Annotated in this window: 18 protein-coding genes; 9 read left to right on the forward strand and 9 right to left on the reverse strand. The window is 70.9% G+C overall.

Annotation, left to right across the window (positions count from 1 at the left end):
• Positions 1-1,493: DUF222 domain-containing protein (locus AB0I59_RS14540; protein ID WP_358132869.1), on the reverse strand; the 1,493-nt coding region annotated here is incomplete at its 3' end.
• 1,683 nt (positions 1,494-3,176) lie between these two features.
• Here AB0I59_RS14540 and thyX point away from each other — a divergent pair.
• From thyX to AB0I59_RS14555, 3 genes are all read left to right on the forward strand, one after another.
• Positions 3,177-3,959 (forward strand): FAD-dependent thymidylate synthase, encoded by a 783-nt coding sequence (gene thyX, locus AB0I59_RS14545; RefSeq protein WP_061258634.1) that lies wholly within the window; start codon positions 3,177-3,179, stop codon positions 3,957-3,959.
• Between the two features lie 365 nt (positions 3,960-4,324).
• Complete coding sequence (locus AB0I59_RS14550; protein ID WP_358132871.1) at positions 4,325-5,095, forward strand: hypothetical protein; 771 nt, start codon at positions 4,325-4,327, stop codon at positions 5,093-5,095.
• Positions 5,096-5,143: 48 nt separating this feature from the next.
• On the forward strand, positions 5,144-5,788 hold the full coding sequence (locus AB0I59_RS14555) for a hypothetical protein (RefSeq protein WP_358132873.1): 645 nt from the start codon (positions 5,144-5,146) through the stop codon (positions 5,786-5,788).
• Here AB0I59_RS14555 and AB0I59_RS14560 read toward each other — a convergent pair.
• The 7 genes from AB0I59_RS14560 to AB0I59_RS14590 form a co-directional block, all read right to left on the reverse strand.
• Positions 5,775-6,491 (reverse strand): hypothetical protein, encoded by a 717-nt coding sequence (locus AB0I59_RS14560; RefSeq protein ID WP_358132875.1) that lies wholly within the window; start codon positions 6,489-6,491, stop codon positions 5,775-5,777. The genes AB0I59_RS14555 and AB0I59_RS14560 overlap by 14 nt on opposite strands.
• A 23-nt stretch (positions 6,492-6,514) precedes the next feature.
• Positions 6,515-7,498 carry a nucleotide-binding protein gene (locus AB0I59_RS14565; RefSeq protein WP_358132877.1) on the reverse strand — a complete coding sequence of 328 codons (984 nt, stop codon included), beginning with the start codon at positions 7,496-7,498 and terminating at the stop codon, positions 6,515-6,517.
• Between the two features lie 26 nt (positions 7,499-7,524).
• Positions 7,525-10,251, reverse strand: a complete 2,727-nt coding sequence (locus AB0I59_RS14570; RefSeq protein ID WP_358132879.1) for a hypothetical protein — start codon at positions 10,249-10,251, stop codon at positions 7,525-7,527.
• Complete coding sequence (locus AB0I59_RS14575; protein WP_358132881.1) at positions 10,248-12,167, reverse strand: hypothetical protein; 1,920 nt, start codon at positions 12,165-12,167, stop codon at positions 10,248-10,250. Before AB0I59_RS14575 ends, AB0I59_RS14570 begins: the two co-directional genes overlap by 4 nt.
• Before the next feature lie 31 nt (positions 12,168-12,198).
• A complete protein-coding gene (locus tag AB0I59_RS14580) occupies positions 12,199-13,251 on the reverse strand; it encodes a DUF8094 domain-containing protein (RefSeq protein WP_358132883.1) in 1,053 nt (350 codons plus the stop codon).
• A gap of 443 nt (positions 13,252-13,694) precedes the next feature.
• Positions 13,695-14,003, reverse strand: coding sequence for a ubiquitin family protein (locus AB0I59_RS14585; protein WP_061258625.1), 309 nt, complete (start codon positions 14,001-14,003; stop codon positions 13,695-13,697).
• A complete protein-coding gene (locus tag AB0I59_RS14590) occupies positions 14,004-15,080 on the reverse strand; it encodes a WD40/YVTN/BNR-like repeat-containing protein (protein ID WP_061258624.1) in 1,077 nt (358 codons plus the stop codon).
• 326 nt (positions 15,081-15,406) lie between these two features.
• On the opposite strand from AB0I59_RS14590, the gene AB0I59_RS14595 reads away from it, so the two are divergent.
• Together AB0I59_RS14595 and AB0I59_RS14600 are read left to right on the forward strand one after the other, a co-directional pair.
• Positions 15,407-16,090 (forward strand): gamma-glutamyl-gamma-aminobutyrate hydrolase family protein, encoded by a 684-nt coding sequence (locus AB0I59_RS14595; RefSeq protein WP_358132885.1) that lies wholly within the window; start codon positions 15,407-15,409, stop codon positions 16,088-16,090.
• A 174-nt stretch (positions 16,091-16,264) separates the two neighbouring features.
• Complete coding sequence (locus AB0I59_RS14600) at positions 16,265-17,185, forward strand: alpha/beta hydrolase (protein WP_358132887.1); 921 nt, start codon at positions 16,265-16,267, stop codon at positions 17,183-17,185.
• On the opposite strand, the gene AB0I59_RS14605 is transcribed toward AB0I59_RS14600, so the two are convergent.
• Positions 17,166-17,786, reverse strand: coding sequence for a class I SAM-dependent methyltransferase (locus tag AB0I59_RS14605; RefSeq protein ID WP_358132889.1), 621 nt, complete (start codon positions 17,784-17,786; stop codon positions 17,166-17,168). The genes AB0I59_RS14600 and AB0I59_RS14605 overlap by 20 nt on opposite strands.
• Positions 17,787-17,919: 133 nt before the next feature.
• On the opposite strand from AB0I59_RS14605, the gene AB0I59_RS14610 reads away from it, so the two are divergent.
• Genes AB0I59_RS14610 through AB0I59_RS14625 form a run of 4 tightly spaced genes read left to right on the forward strand, consistent with a single transcriptional unit; the run spans position 17,920 to position 23,292 of the window.
• Positions 17,920-19,503, forward strand: a complete 1,584-nt coding sequence (locus AB0I59_RS14610; protein ID WP_358132891.1) for a sensor histidine kinase — start codon at positions 17,920-17,922, stop codon at positions 19,501-19,503.
• Complete coding sequence (locus tag AB0I59_RS14615) at positions 19,503-20,207, forward strand: response regulator (protein ID WP_358133413.1); 705 nt, start codon at positions 19,503-19,505, stop codon at positions 20,205-20,207. Before AB0I59_RS14610 ends, AB0I59_RS14615 begins: the two co-directional genes overlap by 1 nt.
• A 9-nt stretch (positions 20,208-20,216) precedes the next feature.
• Positions 20,217-20,783 carry a cardiolipin synthase ClsA gene (clsA, locus tag AB0I59_RS14620; RefSeq protein WP_358132893.1) on the forward strand — a complete coding sequence of 189 codons (567 nt, stop codon included), beginning with the start codon at positions 20,217-20,219 and terminating at the stop codon, positions 20,781-20,783.
• 4 nt (positions 20,784-20,787) lie between these two features.
• Positions 20,788-23,292, forward strand: coding sequence for a sugar phosphate nucleotidyltransferase (locus tag AB0I59_RS14625; protein ID WP_061258620.1), 2,505 nt, complete (start codon positions 20,788-20,790; stop codon positions 23,290-23,292).
• Positions 23,293-23,379 lie beyond the last annotated feature (87 nt).

Raw genomic sequence — 23,379 nt, forward strand, 5'->3', positions numbered from 1 at the left:
ATGTCGAGGACCTCGCCGTCGGCGTTCATGACCAGGCGCGCCAGCGTGGAGGTGTTGGCCAGGCGGTGGACATCGGAGACGGGCAGGAACTGCCCGGTGGCCAGCAGCAGTCCGGGCAGCCTCCGGCCCGAGATCAACCCGTCCGGTGTCACCCAATCAGAGACCCGCTCGCCCTGTGCCGGACCCGGCTCATCCCGCGCCGCGCTCGGCTGGTCCCGCGCTGTGCTCGGCCGGTCCCGCGCCGCGCTCGGCCCACCCTGGGCTGATCTCCACCCATTCCATGCGGCCTCTCGTTCACCTACGGTCGATGGCTGGTCATCTCGGACCGCATTCCGCCCCTCTCGGGACGATGTGCGCTCATGCTGTGCCGTGCCCGGCCCTTCTCGGAACGGGGCGCGCTCATGCTGGGTGGTGCACGGCCCTTCTTGGGACGGTGTGCGCTCATCCCATGTCGGTCCCGCCCCGGCTCCGGGGAAGGTCGGTTCATGGGGGGACGACGCCTGGTCATCCCAGGCCGCACCAAGCTCTTCTCGTACGGCTTGCACGCCCGGCATTCCGCCGGATCGAGGAGCGCCATCACTCGCTTGCTCGCCGGGACGTGCGGATTCAACTTCCGGTCCCGCTGCCGCTTCCGTTCTGGATTCTGTGCCCGCTTCCGTGCCCGTTCGGGTTCCTGTTCGGGTTCCTGTTCCGGTGGCGGCGGCGCTGTCGTGGGTGGTTGTGTCCTGCGCGGTTGCGCCCTGGATGGTCGTGTCGCATGCGGAAGCGCCGACCAGGTCGTCGGGGAGGGACTCGGCGTTGATCAGAACAAGGAGTTCGGTACCGATCTGCCGCTCCAGCACGGCGATCAACGTGTCAGCGTTCCGCACCCGCAACGGCCGGCCATCACCCACAGCCCGAGGCTTGGCATAGGCGTCCAGCAACGCCCGCAACCGCGCCCCCGCCTCGCGAGGAAGCCGGAACTCCCCCTCCAGCCCACCCGAAGAACTCTCCCGCACCAGCAGGAAACGCTGCCGATAATCAGCCTCGGCATCGTCATCCTCACCATCGGGGTTAAGCACCGCATACAGATACCGGCCCGCCCGCGCGATCTCCGCCGGACCCGCCTGATCCGCCAACGCGACCAGAATCGACTCCGCCAGGCCGGCCTGCTCATCGGTCAACCGGCCGGTCGCCGCGCAGATCGCCGTCACATACCCCTCCGCCAGACTGCCGTCAGCGAACCGAGCCCGAACCACAGGCAGACGAGCCAGCTCGACCGCGAGCGCGACCAACCGCCCCGCCCCCGCGACGCTCATCCCCGCCGCCGTCCGCAACCACAACTTCGTCGACGCATGCCCATGCGCCCTGGCCGCACCAGCAGCGTGGACCCGCTCCACCCGCGCCGCGACCGCCGAAACCAGCCGATCCCGCGCGAACAACAGATCCTCAACCTCGGCCAGACACACCCCCGCGGACTCCGGCACCACCGCGAGCGCCAACGCGGACGCCATCTCCCGGACCGACGCCACCAACGGCCACGACACCCGACCCGCACCGGGAGAAGAACCCCCAGAGGCGTCGCCGGTGCCCGAGGGGTTGTGGCCACCTGCCGGAATGCCGGAACTGGAGGAGCCGCTCATAGGGGAGCCGTCGTCGGCAGATGAGCTGCCCGGTGCCTCAGCAGCGTCGACGCGGTTGGAGACGCCGGAAGTAACGGACGGGCATAGCCTGCCATCGTTCAGGCCGGATGTGTCCGAAAGGAACGAATCGCGGCCCTTGCCGACGCTGGCGCTGGCCCTACGAGCGCTGGACTTACAAACAGTGGGCTTGCAAGCGCTGGACTCGGCCGGCGAGAAGGACTCGCCGCTCACCAGCACGATCGGGTGGTCAGGGGCCGGAGAACAAGGTTCGTTGGTGGACGTCGAGAGCATGGGCGACGAAAGAGTCAGTGGAGCCGACGCGGGCGCCCCGGGCGAAGGCTCGGGCTGATCCTGTGGTGCTGGGGGTGTCGGGGTTGACGTGGCCTTCGGTGATGGCCACGTGGATGGTCGGCTCCGGAAGATCGCCCTCTCGCCGGGCCATCCGGGAAGCGGCAATGCGGCCTCGGCGTGCTCCAAAGCGTCGTCCTTGTCGTACGAAGGCTCGCCGACGGGGAGGGCGGAACTGCCATTGGATGCCCAGGTCGGGCGGATCGAGGTCAATTGCGCCCACCAGTCCGCGTCACACGGACCTGAGTCGGGGAAGGGTGGCTGCTTTTGCGATGCGTACTTGAAAGAGCCGAAATGCTTGGCCATGCCCACCCCCTCGTCTATTCGAACGCGTATATGAATGATGGCACATCGAACAGGCATTCGCAATCCAGTTCGGCGACGGATTTGCGAATGCTTTCGTTGGGAAATAGCGTCCGATGTCCATAGTTGTATGAATATCTGGTAGTAATAAATGGTGCATATGGGTTAATTGGTCGAAATCGGTTGGCGTCGTGCTGGGTCCGTGCCGCCTGGCCGGGGCCGGCTGGGTGATCAGCCGGACCGCGTGTTCGGGGCCGCGGCGGTCGGGTGCAAGCCCCGGCTCCAGGGGTGAGCGTCGGCCTTGGCTGCGCATTGTGTCCTCAGGCGCCCGGTCTCGGCCTCATCGGTACTACGCGTCCGTGCTCGCGTCCGTGGTGCGTGTCCGTGCTCGCGTCCGTGCGCCGTGTTTGTGTACCTGCGTCGCTCCGCGCTTCGTGTGCATGATCAGCGTGAGCGCGCCCGACATGTACACGCTCGCCGTGGCGCGCTTTCTGCTTTTCCTTACAGGCCCGGGTGCGTACGGGGACGGAGTGTCCATTTGACGCGTCCGCCATTCCGGCGACGGAATTCGGCAATATATAGAAACTTCCGGCCTGGGGTGTCGAACAGGGGTCGTCGGTCGCAACCAGATTGACGAACGCCAACGTCCAGCGTCGAGGCGTTCCGACAACGACACCCGATGGAGCAAGGAAGATCCATCTCACCGAGGGCCGTCCATCGTCCCTCTCCACCCACTGTTTGACCGTACGCTTTGGGGCACTCCGGCCCGCCGCGGGACGACCACGAACGGACGACGACGCGAACGGGGCACCTCAGGTGCCTGACGACGTCCCCTGGTTTCCTCCCCAGGCCAGACGGCTGGTTTGCTTGGACGGTCACATCCACCAACACATGAGGATCACCATGCGCAGCGTCGACCCCGAGATCTTTCTCGTCGCCCGGCCCGAGCTGGACTACGACGAGCTCGCCCGCTACCTGCGGGAGATCGGAGGCGAGACCTGGCTGGAGCGGCTGGAGCGGGGCGAGTTCGACGCGCAGAACCTCGCCGAGTTCGCCGGGCGCCTGTGCTACCGATCCTTCGAGCCCGGACTCAACCCCAACGTGACCCGGATCAGGAAGGACCAGACCGACTACCTCCGCAACATCCTCGCCAGTGCGCACGGCTCGGTTCTGGAGCACATCAGCTTCAGCTTCGTGCTGCACAACGTGAGCAGGGTGTTCACCCACGAGCTGGTACGGCACCGCCCGGGCGTCGCCATCTCCCAGGAGTCCCTCCGCTTCGTCCGGCTGTCGGAGATCCCGTTCTGGTTCCCCGAGTGGGCCCGGGAGGACTCGGAGCTGATGAAGCGAGCGAGCGCCGTGCTCGACCAGCTCGAGGAGTTCCAGACCTGGATGGCGGAGCACTTCGGGCTGGATGAGGAAGGCGTGCCGTTCGCGGAGAAGAAGCACCGCACCTCCTTCATGCGGCGGTTCGCCCCGGAGGGCGTCGCGACCGGCCTCGTCTGGACCGCCAACGTCCGCACCCTCAGGCACACGATCGAGGCCCGTACGGCGGTCGGGGCCGAGGAGGAGATCCGCCTCGTCTTCCAGCGCATCGGTGAGCTGATGAAGGAAGAGGCTCCGGCGCTCTTCGGCGACTACGTCGTCGAGGATGGCGCGTGGATTCCCGGCTGGCGGAAGGTCTGACGACACGGGCCCGCCCCCGAAGGGGGCACCCGCACACCTGCGCAGCCGTACGCGCACGGCCTGGACGCCGAGCCGGATGGGGGTCTGAGCATGCGGGCCCAGGTCGGATGTGCCGGTCATTCGTCGAAGATCGGATTCTTGCCGGGCGATCCCGAGGAGTTACCGGCCTCGGTGAGCACGGTTCTCAACGAGTGGCAACGGCTCCTCACGGAAGGTCGTTCAGCAAAGCCGATCTTCGACGAGATGATTCGGTGGAGCGGGGTTTGCGGGGTTTTCGTGGTTACTGCTGAGGACGGGCGCAGGCCTCGGAGGGGCTGAAGATCCAGCAGCCGGACCGAGCCGGTGCGGGACCCCACGACGCCGGGGTGACCCTGGCGGGGGCGATCCGGTGCGGGGGCGGCGCGAAGGCCCACCGAGGCGCCGCCGACCCCTGGCCCCCGACGGCCGCGGCTGGAGGCTGGTCGCCCGTACGGCCGCGCCAGGGAGCAAGGCTCCAGCACGCGGCGTCGGTCACCGACTGGCAGGACTCCGCGAAGGAGACCGCCAGCGGCGGCAGGGGAACGACGAGCGGGATCGACTCCGAGACATGCGTCTCGAGAATCGGCAGGCCGGTGACGTCTCCGGTAGCCCCTCCCGTCGTGTCACCCGGGTCACCGACAAGATCGGCGGCGGGGCTGGGCGCGTCCTTGGCCGGGTTCGCCTTCGCGGGGGGATTCGGCTGCGTGGGCCGAGGAGCGCTGGAGGCCCCGACCGTCGGTTTCGGAACGGTGCCGGCCCCGCCACCCGTACCGCTCGCGCTGGGAGACGGCGAGGGACTCGGGGCGGTGCTCTTCGACGGCGTCGGACTGGGCGTGGAGCTGGACGAGGTGGTCGCCGTAGGTGCGGGCGTGCCGCTGGTGGTGGGCGCGGGGCTCGCGGCGGTCGTCGTCCCCGCCGTGGGCGTCGTGGCCGGGGTGGAGCCGGTCGCCGGCGTCGTGCTCACCACGGGTTTCCCCGTGTCCGTCGGCGTCGCGGCCGGAGCGGACGACGCGGTGGCCGTGGTGGGTGTCGGATCGGGAGTCGCGGCGGTCCTGTCACGGGCGGCGGCGCCGGATGCCTCCGGCGTGGACCTGGCCGCTGTGGAACGGGTGTCCTGATCCGGCGCCGTCCTCGACGTCGAGTCGGGCCGGGCTCCGGTGTCGCCGGTGCTTGTGGAGGCGGACGAGCCGGTGCTTCCCGGCGAATCCGCGGCCGAGGCGGCCGTGCTGTCGCCGGTGGCGGGCGAACCCGTTCCCGTGGAGGCGGCGCCCGAGGAGTCCGTGCTCGACGATCCCGTGTCCGAGGACGCCGCGTCCGACCTGCTCGCGTCCGACCGGGATCCGCCGGACGAAGGCGTGTCGGAGGAGGGGGTGTCGGAGCTCCCCGAGCCGGACGAGCCCGAGTCCGGAGCGGAGTCGGTGGAGCGCGACGCGGCGTCACGGGAACTCGAGGTGGTATCGCCCGATTCGGCCGAGTCCGGTGTGGTGGAGCCGGAACCGCCAGAGTCCGATCCGGTCGAGCCTGATCCGGGTGAGTCGGGTGTGGTGGAGCCGGAACCGCCAGAGCCCGAGCCGCCAGAGTCCGATCCGGTCGAGCCTGATCCGGGTGAGTCCGGCGTGGACGAGTCGGCCGCCGGAGCTGCGGGGGCGGGGGCGTCCGGGCCGGGGTCGGCGCCCGCGGCCAGGGGCTGGGCGACGATCGCGCCCGTCGCCACGGACACCCCCACAAGGAGGAGGTTGGAGAGCAGACCGGCACGCCGGGGAGAGGTGCGAGGGGACATGGGGGCTCTTCCTCGTATCAGGGGGTTTTGAGGGGTTTCCAGCCGGCCGCGGTGAACTCGGGAGTGCCCGGAAGGGCGGTCTGCGGCACGGTGGGTGGCGTGGGATCGGGGATGTTGACCCAGTCGCCCTGGTTGTCACCGCGTACGCCGGGATACCAGGCCATGAGCAGGGTCATCGCGTACGGGCTGGAGTACGTCTTGCCGTCGGCGCCGGCGCCCGTCGTGGCCGTGACCTGGACCAGGACGGACACCTGGATCTGGTCCTGCGCGCGGGCGCGCCACTGGACGCCGATCGTCTGCGTACGCAGTGAGGCTCCCTCGGGCAGCTTGCCCTCCTTCGGCAGGCCGAGCGTCTCGCGCCACCCGCTCACGGCGGCCCGGGCGCCGTCGCTTGCGGCCTTGCGCTGCTCGGGCGGGGCGTACAGGGCCGCGGCCTGCTCGGCCTGGGTGTCGTCCAGCGTCCAGGCCGCCTCAAGGGCCGCCGCCGCCGCGGAGGCCGCGCCCAGCTCCGTGTGCGGGAAGCTGATGGGATACCCCGCCTCCCCCTCGTACGCCAGGGGCTGCGCGAGCGCGATGGCGGTGGGGGTGGGCGTGGGCGTGGGCGTCGACGTGGCTTCAACGCCCCGCGACATCCCCACGGTGACCACGATCGCCACGACGGCGACCGCCACCGCGATGACGATCACGGTCGCGGTACGGACACGGCGAGGGGGGCCGAGATCCCAGTTGAGCACGGGATCCTCGACGACCGGGGGCACTATCGTCCCGCCCGTTCCGGCCGCAGGCCGAACGACTGCCCGGCCGCCGCCGCCAGTCGCAGGTAGGCGCCCCGCGTCGTCGGGCGGAGGCGGACCAGGTCCACCTCGGCGCCCTCCTTGAGATGCGGGTCGTACGGCACGCGGATCACCGTCCGGCAGCGTGCGCGGAAGTGGCGTTCCAGCAGGTCGACGTCGACGTCGGACTTGCTCTCCACCGCGTTCAGTACGACGATCGCGTTCTTGACGAGGTCGGCGTACCCGTGGGCGGTGAGCCAGTCCAGCGTCGCGGCGGCCGAGTTCGCCCCGTCGACCGCGGGCAGGCTGACCAGAACGATCTGGTCGGCCAGTTCGAGGGTGGCGCGCATCGCCCCGTGGAGCAGTCCGGTTCCGCAGTCGGTGATGCAGATCGAGTAGTAGCGCTCGATCAGCCCTGCCACCGTCCGGTAGTCGTCCGCGTTGAACGCCTCGCTGACGGCGGGATCGGTGTCGGAGGCGAGCACCTCCAGCCGGGCGGGGGACTGGGACGTGAAGGCCCGCGCGTCCGCGTAACGGACGATGTGGTCGGCCTCGGCGAGCAGCGTGCGGATGGTCGCGGCGGTCTCGGACTTGACCTTGATTCCCAGGGTCCCACGGTCGGGGTTCGCGTCGATCGCGATCACCCGGTCCCCCCGCAAGGAGGCCAGCGTGTTGCCGAGGGCGGCCGTCGTCGTGGTCTTGCCCACCCCGCCCTTGAGGCTCATGACCGCGATCCGGTGGTGCCCGCTCGCCACGGGCGTCTGGGCCTGCGCGATGAGAGTACGCCGCTCGCGTTCGGCGGTGGACTCCGAGGGGATGTACTTCCGGCCGGAGAGTCGCCAGACGAGGCGTCGCCATCCGCCCGCGGGCTCAGGGCGCCGGTTGGTGAGCAAGTGTTCCGCGGTGAGCGGGACCGTCTCGGGGACTTGCTCGGCCGGGGCGTCGGCCGAGGTATGGATCTCTGTCAAGGCACGGTCCTTTCGAACGTGAGCTATCAGCAGGTGCGCCAGCGCACCGTTGTGGTGATCGACTCGGCTGGTCCGTGGACCGTGAGCGGCGCGGTCACCGCTTCGGGGGCGCCGCACCAGTAGCGGACCCTCAGCGCGCGCACGCTGACCACGCCGCTGCCGCCTCGCTTGAGGGTGCCCTTGGAGGGCGTCACCACCAGGCCGGGAGCGGAGATCCGCCAGGTGACCGAGGCTTCGGCCCCCTCCGAGACGGTGAGCGTCATGGTGCCCTGGCCGAACTCGTCGAGTGTCACCGTCGCGGGTATCCGCAGTGGACCGTTGCCCATGCTCTGGTCCGCCTCGTCACCGGGGTCTCCGAAAACCCCCTGCGTTCCCTGGTCGCTCCGCGCGGTCTCGACCACGGCGGACTGGAGCGATCGGGCGGTGGGCGCCTCTCCATCGAGAGCCGGCCCCAAGATCTTGATTCCTGTCACGGTCCCGGCCGCGCCGGCGAGGACGATGACGGCGATCTTCAGGGAGGTGTTCCTGGCGATCGGCCGCTCTTTCGGGACGACCGGGACCGGCCGGGTCGGCTGACCGGACAGGGGCCGGTTCCGCCCCCCGCCCAGGCGCCCGCCTCGTGACCGGTCACGCCGCTCCTCCAGGGGCCCGGTCAGCTCGGCGGGCAGCGGTCCCGTCAGTTCGGCGGGCAACGGGGACGGCAGCGGCGCGGAGAGGGGGGAGGCGGACGTCCCGGCCGCCGACGAGACCGGCATCGACGTAGGCGACGAATCAGGTGGTACCGCCCGTCCCGGCGGTTGCGCCGTACTCGCCGGCGTTTTCGGTGGCGTTTTCGGCGGCTTGGACGACCGTGCGGTCCGTCGTGAGGCGGGAGGCGAGGCGGGAGGCGAGGTGGGAGGCGAGGTCGAGGCGGTCGGTGCCCCACCCGATGGCGCCGGTGGTACGGCGGGGATCGGCTGGGTGGCCGCGGTTGTCTCCGCGGCTCGGGCGAGAACCTCGCGTGCCCACGCCTGGGTGCGCAGGGCGTTGTAGAGAGGTGTGTCATAACCGGCCCCGGTCTCAGCGGGGGCGGCGGGTTCCGGCGAAGACGGCCGCGTGAGGGGAGACCGGTTCGCCTGTGACCCGGGCACGTCAGGCAGAGGGCCCGTAGAGGAAGCACGGGGCTCGGTGGAGCGGTCTCCTGCCGTACTCGCGGCCGAAGGTTCGGGTACGGTCCCGTCGGCGGCGTCTGCCGAGTCACGGTCGTTCTCCGTGTAACCAGAGTCGTCGCTCGCCGGAGTGGGGCCGTCCGTGTCCGGGGCGGGATCACCACCGGCCGCGGGGTGGTCGTCACCTGTCAGGGTGGTGCTGTTCCCGGCAGGGGCGTCCGTGCCGGGGTTGTCACCGGCCGGGACGATATCGTCACCCGTCGGAGCACCATCCTCCGCCGGAGGAGCGGTGCCGTCCCCGCCGGGGGCGGTATCGGCGGTGGCCCGATCCGAGTGGTCCGTCGCCGTGGCGGACGTGTCACCACCCGAGACAGCACCACCGGAGGCGGGGGCGCCTGTGTTCGCGCCCTCCGTGCTCGCACCGTCCGAGGCAGCGGCATGGTCGCCGTCCGGGCCCGTGACGCGGTCGTCGCCCGCCCCTGAGCCCCCGCCACTGCCCGTGGCCCGATCATCGCCTGTGCCGACACCCTTGTGATCCGTGCCGGCGCTTGCGGCACGGTCGTCACTCGTCAGGGACGGGTCATCCGGAGCAGCATGCCGTGCCCGCGCCGGACGATCGGGGGGAGGGACCGGGTCTTTCGCGGTGGATCCCGGGGCGTCCGCAGGCGTACCGGGGCCTGCGACAGCGGGGTCGTCCATAGGCGGGATGACCAGCGGCGTCAGGGGAGCGCCGAGATCACCCGCGACCGTGTGAAGCGTCCACGGCGGATCGTCCCTCGGTGGGGGAGCGAAGGCCGGGGGCGGTTCACCGGGCCCGCCCATCCCCGGGAAGGCGGAAGGCCGGCGTGGCCGCGGAATGTCAACCGGGCGCTGGGCGAAGCCTCCGGGGAAGGACGGAGGTCCGTACGGGTCCACGCGGGACGGGGCGGAGCCCTCCAGTTGCGCTCTCGACTCCGCTGTGAGCCGCGGGATCGGCGGGTGAGAGGTCATCTGCGGGACCGTGTAGCGGATGTTGATCGGCCGCTTGCACACGGCGCAGCCGACGATGTGCGTCATCAACGCCATGCGACCGTCGGCGAACTCCGCCGGAGTGGGAGCGCCCGGCGGATCCGGGAACAGCACGTCGAACAGCGGGGAGAGTTCGGGGCAGACGGCACGGCCATGGACGAGCGCGTCCATGGCGCTCACCATGATCTCGATCAGATCCTGGGTGCGGGTGGCGAGCCGCGCGGTGTCCTCCACGGACAGTCCCAGCACGTGGCCGACGTCCCCGACAGCGAGCTCGTGCCGGTACATCAGCCGGAGCGCCTCGGCGCCCAGGGGATCGGCGAGCATCCAGGCGCGCTCGACGGAACGCAGGTCCGGGACGCCCGGCCCCGGACCGGGCACGTAGCCCGTCCGGTACTCGGGGTCGGTACGGCACCGCTGCCGTACCGACCCGAGCAGCCACGCCGCAGGGGAGACGCCGTCGGGCGGTCCCCCCTGCGTACGGCACGCGGCCAGCACGGAGGCGACCACGACCGGCGCCCTCGCGGGCCCGAGAAGGCCGCCGGCGTAGTCGAGCAGGTGCGCCCCGTGCGCGTTCACCCATTCGGGCATGGTCATGAGCCGGCGTACCCGGTGGTGTCAGGCTCGATCCGGCCCGGCTCTCCGGCAGGCGACGGCATCGCCGACGGGCTCATCACCACGAGCTCCAGATTGCGTTCGGGCAGGCCGGTGAACTTGGTCCAGTTGCTCACCTGCCCCGGCGCCGGATCCGCGTACAGCCAGCGGACGAACGCCGGCAGCGCGCAGGAGTCGCGGGGGATGCCGCGCCGGGAGAGCTCGCTCGAGGAGTAGTCCCGGCAGGCCGGAGTGCCGGGCGGAGCGATGTTGAGGTCCCAGACGCCGTTCTCGTCGGTGTAGCTCCTGCCCTGGTCCAGTCCCAGTGCCTCGGACGCCTGCTGGAGCAGTGCCGGGTCCTGGAGAACGGGGAGGGAGCCGTCGGCGCTGGGTACGGACACGGTCCCGCCGTCGCCGGCGGCTTCGGTGCCGGTTCCCGTTCCGGCCCCGGCTCCGGTGCCGTCACCGCTGACGGCACCGGCCGCGGTTCCGTCAGCGGCTCCACCCACGGTCTCGGCGGCGCCTCCGGCAGTGCTTCCGTCAGAGCCTCCGGTCGCGGTCCCGGTGTAGGCACCGCCTTCGGCGCCACCCTGGCGGGTGTCGCGCCCTGCGCGGTGCTCACCGCCGTGCCTGGTCCTGTGCCGGTCCCCGTGATCGGTCCCGGTCGAGGTGCCGCCTCCGCCGGTGATCGTCGATCCGGTGGTGGTATCGGTGGTCCCGCCGGCCCCAGTGGTTCCGGTGGTTCCGCCAGTCGTTCCGGTGGTCCCGCCTGTCGCACCGCCACTGCCGGTGCGGGTTCCGCCGGTGGTCCCCGTGGTGCCGTTACCCGTCGCTCCGGCTGCGCCCGCCGTTCCTGTTCCCGTTCCGGCGGCGGCCGCCGGTGACGGGGTCGGCGTGGCGGTGTTCTGCTGGGGGGCGAGCTCCTGGCCGGCCGGGCTCACGATCATGCGGTCGCCGTTGGGCCGGAGCAGGAGCCAGTTCCCGTCCGGCAGCACCTTGACGCCCGTGGCCCACGGCCCTGGCATCACCCGGACCAGCTTGTTGTCCGGCCCGAAGATCGCCCGGCTGCCGTCGGCGCGTTCCACCAGCCGGGTGCCGTTCTGCGTGGTGCCGATGACTTTCCCCCACTGGGCGGCGGGTGAGGGCGCGGGCGATCCGGAGGCGGTGCCGTTCGTGACCTTTGTGCCGTTCGACCCATTCGTGCCGCTAGAACCCTTGGAGTCGTTCGAGCCCTTCGCGGCGGACGAGGTCACGACGGGCGCGGCCGAGGCCGTGGCGACGGGGGTGGCCGTGACCGTGACGAACCCCTGTGTCGGACTCGGAGCCGCGGTCGCGCCGATCGTCTTGGTCGTCACCGGAGGCGCGGTCGTGGCCGCGGGGGCCCGGGTGGGCGCCGCCGTGACCACCGGCGGCTTCGTGGCCGCCTTGGCCGTGGGCCGAGGCGCGGACGAGGTACCCGTCTTCTTGGCGGTCTCCTTGGGGGTGCTCTTCGGCTTGCTCTCGGGAGTGCTCTTCGGCGCCGCCGATCCCGTCGCGTTGGGGTTGGCCGGCCGGCGCAGCGCGGCGAACTGGCTCGCGGCCAGCACGGGCAGCGAGGTGCAGCCGTCGGCCGCCGCGTTCACGGCGCGGCCGTCGGTGGTGGTGGCGAGACAGACCCGCTGCTTGCCGGAGCCCGCCGTGATCGTGCTGCCCGCGTCCGCGCCGGAGAGCGAGGAGGGCCCGCCCGTGCCGTCCGAGGCGAGGGACGTCCAGGCGTCCGCCCCGTCGTCCAGCCGGTAGGTACCGGCGATCAGGCGTGCCGTGTTCAGGTCGGCGGGTTGGGAGCCCGTGGCGATGACGGTTCCCACCGCGGTCCCGGCTCCGAACACACCGATCGCGACGCTCGCGGTGATCACCGTCGCGCGTGAGGGTGTCGACATGGATCCACCTCTTCCTCTGCTGGTGGTGACGTCAGGCGCCGTCGGTCTCCAACACTTCGCTCCACTCGCCGAGCACCCGCACCGGGTCGCTGGAACCGGCGGGCGGCACGTAGGCGACGTACATCCGCCCGTAGGTCGCGCTCACCCAGCGGCCGAAGGCCTTGTGCGCGGTGCGCACCGCGGCCGACCCCTTCAGCGAGACCTTGGCGCCCGCGCGCCGGGCCGTGCGGGTGTCGGTCGATCGGGCCGCGTACCAGACGAGCGCGCCGCCATCCGTGGTCTGCAGCGCGCGCACCGCGCCCTCCGGCTCGTACGACAGGGTGAGGCCCCAGCCTGCCTGGACCAGCTGCTCGCGCTCCCGCTGCCAGAACAGCGCGGCGTCACTGGTCCACCGTCCTTGGGCGAACCGCTTGTCCGGCTGTGCCTTCTCCAGGCTGGCCAGGTGGGCACGGACGATCTGGCGGGGGGTTCCGACCAGGCCGGCGGCGTTCTCCGGCAGGCTGACGGCGTAGCCCGCGGAGTCGGTCGCGATGGCGGGAAGTTCCGCCGCGTTGACCCGTGCGTCGGCGGCGGAGACGACGAGTCGCCATCCGCTGCCGGTCTTGGTCATCACGTCGCTGATCCGGGCCACTTCCGGCTCGTACGAAACCGCGACGAACCAGTCGGCCAGGCCCTCGATGTGGCGAGGGACCCACACCCGCGTGTTGGGCCACATGCCCGACGCGACCTTGGTCCCCTCCATGCGCGCGGTCGAGATGCTGGCCCGTGTCATCTCCAGTGCGAGACCCTGCTCCAGCCCTCCGATCGCCTTCTCGTCCATCCCGGCCTGAGCGGATGAGATCCCGTGCTGGAAACGGTCGTAAATCTCACTCGCCTTCTTGGCGGTGAGCTGGGGTGACGTGGACTTCGCCGCGGTTTTGGCCGTCGATCGTTTAGAGCCCGACGACGATGGTGACGGTGATGCGGGGGACCGCTCGGCGTCCCATCCCGCGGCGGCACGCTGGGGTGGTGAAGACGGTGGCGAGTCGCCCGCGCGTACCGCGATGACGACGACGCCCAATCCGACGAGAGTCGCCACGGCCACGCCGACCGGGACGATCTTTCGCCATCGAGAATCAGAAAGCTGCTCGGGTTCCCACTCCATTGGTGGGCCGATGGCCTCCCATGCATGCTCGGCGTGCGCATCATTGCGGCGTGCTCCCCTGTCTGGGAAATCTGATGCATACCGAGACATAGAACCAGATATTAGACTGACACTGATTCGTTGGGAAGGTAAATGAAGACCGCAAATACTTTATGGGAATAAGTAACCGAAAAGCCACTCTTCGGGCCAGCCGAAACCCGCAATCCCTGCCCTTGTGGGACAAGGGGTTCTCTAGAGATTAACACCGCGTTCGACCGGAGATTCCCGGTTCGTGATCCGGATCGGGGAACGAGGAAAGGCCCCGCTGTTGGGGACGGATGCCCGCCGGTTAATTGACGTCCAATTCCGCTGCAATTGCAAATGCGCGCGCATGTGCCGGATTTTCACGCCAGTGCGGGAAGGACGTACACCTCGGCTCCCGGAGGCAGGGTGCAGTCCAACCCGCCGAGGCGGCTCGCGTTCGCGCCGCACACGAACATGGCGATATGCCGTCTGATGTGCCCGTACTCGTCGCGGAGCCGCTCCTCCAGGGACGGGTGCGTACGGCGAAGCGTGTCGAGGGCCCCGCCCAGCGTCGGGATGCCGTGGTCGGAGGCGGCCACGGCGAACACCCGAACCTCGTTCTGGTCGTTCACCCAGCGTCGCAGCGTGTTCGGCAGGACGAAGGTGACGAGGGTGACCGGCTTGGCCACTCAGAGCACCGCCGTGCGCACCGTCAGCACGTCCGGCAGGTGCTTGGCGATGAGCGTCCACGTCTCGCCGTGGTCGCGTGAGCCGTACACCTCACCGTCGCGGGTGCCGAAGAACACGCCCGCCTCGCCCGCGCACATGGCGTCGCGCAGCACGGCGGAGTGGACCGGCTCGTCGGGGAGGCCGTGCGCGAAGCCCTTCCAGGTGACTCCGGCGTCGTCGCTGCGGAACACCTGGTAGCGGTGGTCCACGGGCGTGCGGTCCACGTCGGCCCGCAACGGGAACACGTACAGGGTGTCCGGCCGCGTCGGGTCGACCACGATCGGGAAACCGAAGTCCGACGGGAGGTCGGCGCCGACGTCGCGCCACGACCCGCCGAAGTCGTCCGACCGGTAGACGCCGAAATGGTGCTGGAGGAACAGCCGCTCCGGGCGCGCGGGATGCATGGCCACCTTGTGCACGCACTGCCCGAACTCGGGGTACTGCGCGCCCTCGGGGAAGAACGGCGCCCGGATGTTCTTGTTGGACGGCTCCCACGAGGCGCCGCCGTCCGAACTGCGGAAGAACCCGACGGCCGAGGCGGCGACCGCGATCCGCTCGGGATCGACCGGATGCGGGATGATCGTGTGCAGGCACAGGCCGCCGCCTCCCGCCTGCCACATCGGCCGGGTCGGGTGGTTCCAGAGCCCCTCGACCAGGGAGAAGGTGGCGCCGCGGTCCTCGGACCTGAACAGCGCCGCGGGCTCGGCGCCGGCCCAGACCACGCCCGGCTCGGTCGGCGACGGCTGGAGCTGCCAGACCTTGGCCAGGGCCGCGCCCGTGTGCTCGGGGAACGCCACCGGCGGCCGGTCGGCCTCCTGCCAGGTCTCGCCCAGATCGTCGGACCACATCACCGACGGGCCGAAGTGGCCGTACTCGATTCCGGCGAGCAGCCGGGGGACGGGACCGCGCGTGTCGATCGCGACGGACGGGACGCCGACGGTGGTGAACCTGACCGGCTCCACCTCGAACGGCCCGCCATTCGTGGAACGGGCGAGGAAGAGCCCCTTGCGGGTGCCGACGGCGAGCAGCGCATCCATGGAGACCTCCATGTACAGATTTGCACGGACTTGTACGGACTTGCACGGACTGTCGTTCACGGCTTTCCTGGCCGCGCCTCCACGTCCCGGTCCGGACCTGCTTCCCGGGTCCATGGCGTACGGCTATCGCCATCGTGCCAGGCCGCCCCGACAGATTCGGGCGGTCGCCGGATCCGGGTGTCGGAGGTGTCAATTCGGATACGCGCCAAGCGGAAGATCCACTCTGAACTGGGGCGACGCCACCGATGTGGCGGATAGGTGACAAAACCGAAATCAGGTGCGCCATTATGGGCGTGCCCGAATGTGAGAGTCCGCTGGAGAACACCATGCCCCGTCCGCTCATTGGCATCACCGCCTACCTCGAGGCCGCCCGGTGGGGGACGTGGGTGCGCGAGGCGGTGCTGTCCCCGCACGCCTACGCACGCGCGGTGGAGAAGGCCGGCGGTGCGCCCGTCCTGCTGCCGCCGATGAGCCCGTACGCCGCCGGGGACTACGCGCGCGGGCTCGACGGCCTCATCCTCGCCGGCGGTGCCCCCGTCGACCCCGCGTTGTATGGCGAGAGCCGCGACGACCGGGTGGAGGAGCCGCAGGCGCACCGTGACCGGTTCGAGATGGCGCTGGCCGAGGCGGCGGTCCGGGCCGACCTGCCCTTCCTCGCGATCTCCCGTGGGATGCACGTGCTCAACGTCGCCCAGGGCGGCAGTCTCATCCCCTGGCTCCCGGAGGCCGTCGCGCACGAACGTCACGGGACGGCACGGCACATCGTCACCGTCAGCGTGTCGAGCAAGCTCGGCAAGGCGATCGGCGACCACGCCGAAGTGACCGGCCCCCACCACCAGGCCGTGAAGCGGCTCGGCACAGGCCTGCTCGCGGTGGCGTGGGCCGACGACCAGATCGTCGAGGGTGTCGAGCTCCAGGGCCACAGGTTCGGCGTCGGCGTCCAGTGGCACCCCGAGCGCGGCGCGGACAACCGGCTGATCCAGGCGCTGGTCGACGCCGCCCGGCCCTGAGCCGAGAAGCCGGGCGCGCGCGGCGGCACAACCAGGTCAGCTCAACCAGGTCAGCTCAACCAGGTCAGGACCAGCGGCCCGGCACCGGCTCCATGCCACCGGCTCCGCGACGCCTGGTCCGCCACGGACGGCCTCCGCCGGGGTGACCCCCACAGGCGCTGTTACTGTGCGGCCATGGCGTTGCATCCTCAGGCCGCGGCCTATCTGAAGCTCTTCCCCGCCGACCTCAACGTGGACCTGGCGGCCCTGACGCTCCCGGAGATCATCCGGATGCGCGGCCTGGACGGTGTGGCCGAGCAGCGCGGCAGGGCGGCGGCACTACCGGAGGTCCGGGACCACGTGGTGGACGGTGTCCGGGTGCGGGTCTACCGGCCGGAACCGGGCGACCGCCCGCTGCCCGTGGTCGTGTACTTCCACGGCGGCGGCTGGGTGTTCGGCAGCGTGGACCGCAACGACGCGCTCGGACGTGACCTGGCCTTCCGTTGCGGTGCCGTCGTGGTCTCGGTCGACTACCGGCTGGCGCCCGAGCATCCGTTCCCGGCCGCGGCGGACGACGCATTCTCGGTGGTGCGGGACGTCTTCGCCCGGCCGGAGCACTACACCGGCGACGCGGGACGGGTCGCGGTGATCGGCGACAGCGCGGGCGGCAATCTCGCCGCCGTCGCGGCCTGGCGGGCACGGGACGCCGGTCTCGCGCTGGCCCACCAGGTGCTGCTCTATCCGATCACCGACGTGGCGATGGACACCCCGAGCTACCGGTCGTACGCCTCCGGGTTCGGCCTGGACGCGGTGGAGATGGCCTGGTTCGTCGAGCAGTACGCCAGGGGCGCCGACCCGCTCGACCCGCGGCTCTCGCCGCTCCGGTTGGCGGACAAGTCGGGCCTCGCTCCGGCTACGGTGATCACCGCGGAGTGCGACCCGCTGCGCGACGAGGGGGCGGCCTACGCGCGCGAACTGTCCGGCGCGGGCGTCTCCGTCGAGTACCGCTGTTACGACGGGCTGCTGCACGGGTTCTTCGGCGTTCCCGGCTTCTTCGACGACGCCGAGGACGCGCGCGAGTACGTCGCCGCGCGGCTCAAGGAAGCCTTCGCGTAGCCGGGCCGGCCGCCGCGCGGGCCCTCCTGGCGTGGAAGACGAACGCGGGTGGCAGGTTGCCCCACACCGTGCGCCCGGGGACGACCTCCTCGAACGCCTGGCTCAGCCGCCGCCGGAACCGCACCGCCGGGCCGAGCATCCGGGCGTGCACATAGGAGAAGGTCGTGAACGCCCCGTCGGGGCCGAGCGCGTCGACCACCGCGCGCAGCAGCCTGGCCTGCCGTTCCTGGGAGAACGCCGCCCACGGCAGCCCGCTCACGATCACGTCCGCCGCCTCGACGCCCCGCTCCGCGAGGAGATGGGGAAGCCGCGCGGCGTCGTCGACCACCACCTCCAGGCCGGGGTGCCTGGCCTGGAGGTGGCCCGCCAGCCGCGGGTTGATCTCCAGCGCCAGATGGCGCCCGCGGCCGCCCAGCCGCCGCTGGATCTCCGCCGTGAACGGGCCGGTGCCCGCGCCGAGCTCGACCACCACGGGGTCGCCCCGCTCGGGGATCGGCGCCGCCACCGCCGAGGAGAGCCGGCGCGAGCTGGGCGCTATCGCGCCGACCGCGGTGGGAGACCTGAGGAACTCGCTCAGGAAGAGAGCCGATTCGTTCGCCATGTCCCAGGACACTAGGGCGCCGCCGAACGACTGATCATCCGTCGAGCAGCCCATTTCGGTGGCCACTTGGAGGAGGGCCGCCGTCCTCCCTGAGGAGGAAGGACGGGGACGGCGGCCCCGATAACGTTCACCCATGCGATGGCGCGGCGGATACCTGGACGTCTCTCTCGCCGCCTCGGGAGTCGTGCTCAACGTGCTCGTGGCGAGCTCGTCCTGGGGCGGCCCGTCGGCGCCGTCCTGGATGGTGGTGCTCCTCGCGCTGCTCGGCGGGCTCCCGCTGGCGCTGCTACGCCGTCGGCCGGGCCACGCGGCCCTCTGCCTCACGGTGCTGCTCGTCGTCTACGACCAGCTCGACGCCTCGACCGTCGACGCCGTGCAGATCCTGCTCCCGGTCGCGGTGGGCGTGCTGGCGCGACTGCGCGGCTGGAAGTGGACGGTCCCCGTCGCCGTCCTCGCCTGCGTGGCCACCGGCCTGAACCTCGCCGACCCGGGGATCGCGTTCACCCGTGGTGCGTGGTTCTACACGGTCGCCATCGTCGCCGTCCCGGTGATCATCGGCCGCTACCTGCGCGGTACGGCGATCCGCCGGCCGCAGGAGGAGAGCGCCCCGCTGCTCGACCTCCTGATGGCCGGGGGCGGCGTGGCGCTCGCGGTGCTGGCGACCTGGCCGAACTGGGATGACGGCGCCGTTCCCGTCTGGGGGGTCGGCCTGCTGGCGATGTCGTCCGGGCTCGCCCTCGGCGTGGTCCGCCGCCTGCCCGGAGCCGTGCTGCTACTGGAGAGCGGTTTGGTGATCCTCGCCGACCAGTACGCCGGTGAGGTGGGCACCACCCTGCAGATCCTGCTGTTCGTCGCGCTCGGAGTGTTCGTGACGCGGGCGAACTGGGTCTGGGTGGCCGCCGGTTACCTGCTGACCTGCGCCGCGTCGGTGATCACGATCGTCGACGACACCACGGAGATCACGGTCTGGCGGGGGCTCGCCCTCACGGCCATGGTGGCGGCCCCGGTCGCCATCGGCGGCTACATCCGGGCCCGGCAGGCCGCCGCGCGTCAGGCCGTGGAGCTCGCCGCCGCGCGCACCCGGGCCAGCCGGCTGGCCGAGCGGGAGCAGATCGCCCGGGACGTCCACGACATCGTCGCCCACCACGTCGGCGCGATCGTGCTCCGGGCGAGCGCGGCGCAGTACGCGGGGGCGGACGGCCCCGCCGGGGAGGCGCTGGCCGACATCCGCGCCACCGGGCACCGCGTCCTCGAGGACCTGCGCGGCCTGCTCGACGTGCTCAGGGACCCCACCAAGGAGGACATCCCCTCGGCCGACCCCGACGACGTCGTACGGGACGCCGTGGCCCGGATGACGGCGGCGGGACTTCGGGTCGCGCTCGATCTCGCGCCGGACACGGAGCGTGCGCCGCTCGTCGTGCGCGCGTCCGCGGCGAGGATCGTCCAGGAGGGCCTGACCAACGTGCTCAAGCACGCGGGGCCGGGAACGAACGCCCAGGTCCGCGTGGGCATCACGGGTGGCGAGCTGGCCGTGGAGATCAGGAACGGGCCGGGTGCGGCGGCCACGCCCGTCGAGCTGCCCTCCACCGGGCAGGGCATTCCGGGCATGCGGGAACGGGCCCGAGCGCTCGGCGGCCGGCTCACGGCGGGACCGGCTGAGGACGGCGGCTGGCGGCTGGCCGCCGCGCTGCCCGTGCGGACGAGGAGGAAATGCTGATGATCCGGGTGCTGGTGGCCGACGACCAGGCACTGGTCCGCGCGGGAGTGCGGATGATGCTGGACGCCGCGGGGGACACGGAGATCTGCGGCGAGGCGGCCGACGGGGCGCAGGCCGTACGGCTCGCGGAGGAACTCCTGCCCGACGTGATCCTGATGGACCTGCGCATGCCCCGCGTGGACGGGCTGGAGGCGACCCGGCGGATCCTCGCCGCGCGCCCGTCGGCGCGGATCGTCGTGCTCACCACGTTCGGCGAGGACGAGAACGTCTACGGCGCGCTCAGGGCGGGCGCGCTCGGTTTCCTCGTCAAGGACGACTCGCCCGAGCGGATCGTCGACGCCGTACGGCGGGCGGCCCAGGGGGAGCCCCTGCTCGCGCCGTCCGTGCTGCGGCGGGTGGTGGAGCGGGCGCTGGCCGCCGAGCGGGAAGCCGTCCCTCTCCCGCGCGGGCTCACCGACCGCGAGGTGCAGGTTCTCACCCTCGTCGGCATGGGACTGTCCAACGCCGAGATCGGCGAGCGGCTGCACGTGGGGGTGACGACGGTGAAGAGCCACGTCGCCGCCGTCATGGAGAAACTGGAGCTGCGCAACCGCACCCAGGCCGCCGTGGTGGCGCACCGGCTCGGGCTGGTGGACGCCGGGTTCCGGCCCGTGCCCAGCCCTGCCGCCGACCGGAGCGCGGGGCGGGACAGGGGCGCGATGTAGGGTCTGACCGTGGAGTCTGCCGAGGATCGGATCTTTACCCTGCCCAATTTGCTGAGCTTCCTGAGGTTGCTCGGCGTTCCGGTGTTTCTCTGGCTCGTGCTGGGGCCGCAGGCGGACGGCTGGGCGATACTCCTGCTCATAGCGGCGGGGATCAGCGACTGGCTCGACGGGAAGCTCGCCCGCGCGTGGAACCAGACCAGCAGGCTCGGGCGGCTGATCGATCCCCTCGCCGACCGGCTCTACATCTTCGCCACCCTCGTCGGGCTGGTCCTGCGCGAGGTGATTCCGTGGTGGCTGGCGCTCCTGGTCGTGGGACGCGACGTTTTCCTGCTCTTCACCGTCCCTATCCTGCGCCGCCACGGCTACGGCCCGGCGCTGCCCGTACATTTCCTCGGTAAGGCCGCGACCGCCTGCCTCATGTACGCCTTTCCCCTCCTGTTCCTCGCGTCCCATCAGGGGTGGTACGCCGAGATCACGGGGATCTTCGGCTGGGCGTTCGCCATATGGGGGACTGGTCTGTACTGGTGGGCCGGGGTGTTGTATGTGGTACAGGTCCGCCAGCTAATAAGGGGGTGAGCCCGTGAAGGCCGTCGTCATGGCGGGCGGGGAGGGAACGCGGCTGCGGCCGATGACCGCCAACCAGCCCAAACCCCTGCTCCCCATCATCAACCGGCCCATCATGGAGCACGTACTCCGCCTGCTGAAGAAGCACGGCTTCACCGAGACCGTGGTGACCGTGCAGTTCCTCGCCGCCCTCATCCGCAACTACTTCGGCGACGGCGACGAGCTCGGGATGCGCCTGCACTACGCGACCGAGGAGATCCCGCTCGGCACCGCGGGCAGCGTGAAGAACGCGGCGGACCGGCTCAGGGACGAGCGGTTCCTCGTCATCTCCGGTGACGCGCTCACCGACATCGACCTGACCGACATGCTCAGGTTCCACGAGGAGAACGGCGCCCTGGTCACGATCGGGCTCAAGCGGGTGCCCAACCCCCTGGAGTTCGGGATCATCATCGTGGACGAGAACGGCCGGGTCCAGCGCTTCCTGGAGAAGCCCACCTGGGGCCAGGTCTTCTCCGACACCGTCAACACCGGCATCTACGTCATGGAGCCCAGCGTCCTCGACGAGGTCCCCGCCGGGCGGTCCGTCGACTGGTCCTCGGACGTCTTCCCCAAGCTGCTCGAGCGCGGCCTGCCGCTGTTCGGATACGTCGCCGAGGGCTACTGGGAGGACGTCGGCACCCACGAGAGCTACCTCAAGGCCCAGGCCGACGTCCTGGAGGGCAAGGTCAAGGTCGACTTCGACGCCTTCGAGCTGGCGCCCGGCGTCTGGACGGCCGAGGGCGCCTCCGTCGATCCCGACGCGGTGCTCAAGGGACCGCTCTACATCGGCGACTACGCCAAGGTGGAGGCCGGCGCCGAGCTGCGGGAGTACACCGTCCTCGGCAGCAACGCCGTGGTCAAGGAGGGGGCCTTCCTCCACCGCGCCGTCGTCCACGACAACGTCTACGTCGGCCCTGCCGCCCACCTGCGCGGATGCGTGATCGGCAAGAACACCGACGTGATGACCGGTGCCAGGATCGAGGAGAACGCGGTCGTCGGCGACGAGTGCGTGATCGAGTCGGAGGCGTACGTCTCCTCCGGCGTGAAGATCTATCCGTTCAAGACGGTCGAGGCGGGCGCCGTCGTCAACACCAGCGTGATCTGGGAGTCGCGCGGCCAGCGCAGCCTGTTCGGCCCGCGCGGCGTCTCCGGCCTGGTCAACGTCGAGATCACCCCCGAGCTGTGCGTACGGCTGGCCAGCGCGTACGCCACGATGGTCAGCAAGGGCGACACGATCGTCACCTCGCGTGACGCCTCCCGGGCGGCCCGCGCCTTCAAGCGGGCGGTCATCAGCGCGCTGAACTCCAGCGCGATCAACGTGGTGGACCTGGAGGCGACCGCGCTCCCGGTGGCCCGCTTTCACACCTCCAGGGGCAGCGCCCGGGGCGGCATCGCGCTGCGGACCAGCGCGGGCGACCCGCAGAGCGTCGACATCGTCTTCATGGACGACACCGGGGCGGACCTCTCCCAGGGCGCCCAGCGCAAGCTGGAGCGCATCTTCTCGCGCCAGGAGTACCGGCGCGCCTTCCCGGGGGAGATCGCCGAGCTGACCTTCCCGGCCCGCGCGGTGGACACCTACGCGCGTGAGCTGCTGCGCTGCGTCGACATGAGCGGCGTGAAGGACGCTGAGATGAAGGTCGTCGTCGACTGCGCGGGCGGCACGTCGTCCCTGGTGCTGCCGAGCCTGCTCGGCCGGGTCGGGGTGGACGTGCTCACCGTGAACAACCGCCTCGACGACGCCTCGCCCACCGAGACCTTCGCCGAGCGCCGCCGCGACCTCCAGCGCCTCGCCGAGCTGGTCGGCTCCTCCCGCGCCGCCTTCGGCGTACGGTTCGACCCGGTCGGGGAGCGGGTCTCCTTGGTCGACGAGATGGGCCAGCTCATCAGCGAGGAGCGGGCGCTGCTCGTGGTGCTCGACCTGGTGGCGGCCGAACGCAGGGGCGGACGGGTCGCCTTGCCGGTGACCACCACCAGGGTGGCGGAGATGGTCTGCCGGTTCCACGGAGTGCAGGTGGACTGGACGCCCACCAGTCTCGACGCGCTGACCACCGCCGCCACGCACAGCGACATGATCTTCGCGGGTGACGGGCGCGGGGGCTTCATCGTCCCGGAGTTCGGGCCGACCGTGGACGGGCTCGCGGTGTTCCTGCGGCTGCTGGGACTGGTGGCGCGTACCCGCCTGTCGCTTAGCCAGATCGACGCGCGGATCCCGGAGGCGAAGCTGCTGCGGCGGACCATTCCCACTCCGTGGGCGCACAAGGGCACGGTCATGCGCTCGGTGGTTGAGGCCGCCGAGGGCCTGCATGTGGACACCACCGACGGCGTACGGGTCGTGGGCGAGGACGGCAGCTGGGCCCTGGTCCTGCCCGACCCGTCCGAGGCGGTCACCCACCTGTGGGCCGAGGGAGGTGACGTGGACACCGCCCAGGCCCTGCTCGAACGCTGGGCCCGCGTGGTGGAGCAGGCCGCCGGAGCACAATAACAATCTTCGTGATCATGTACAAATATTGTTGGAGGTCACGTTCGGGAAGTCAGGAAACGGTGTGGCGGGATGGACCTTGGACCGCGC

This window comes from Microtetraspora glauca (genome assembly GCF_040656155.1).
Classification (GTDB): Bacteria; Actinomycetota; Actinomycetes; order Streptosporangiales; family Streptosporangiaceae; genus Microtetraspora; species Microtetraspora glauca.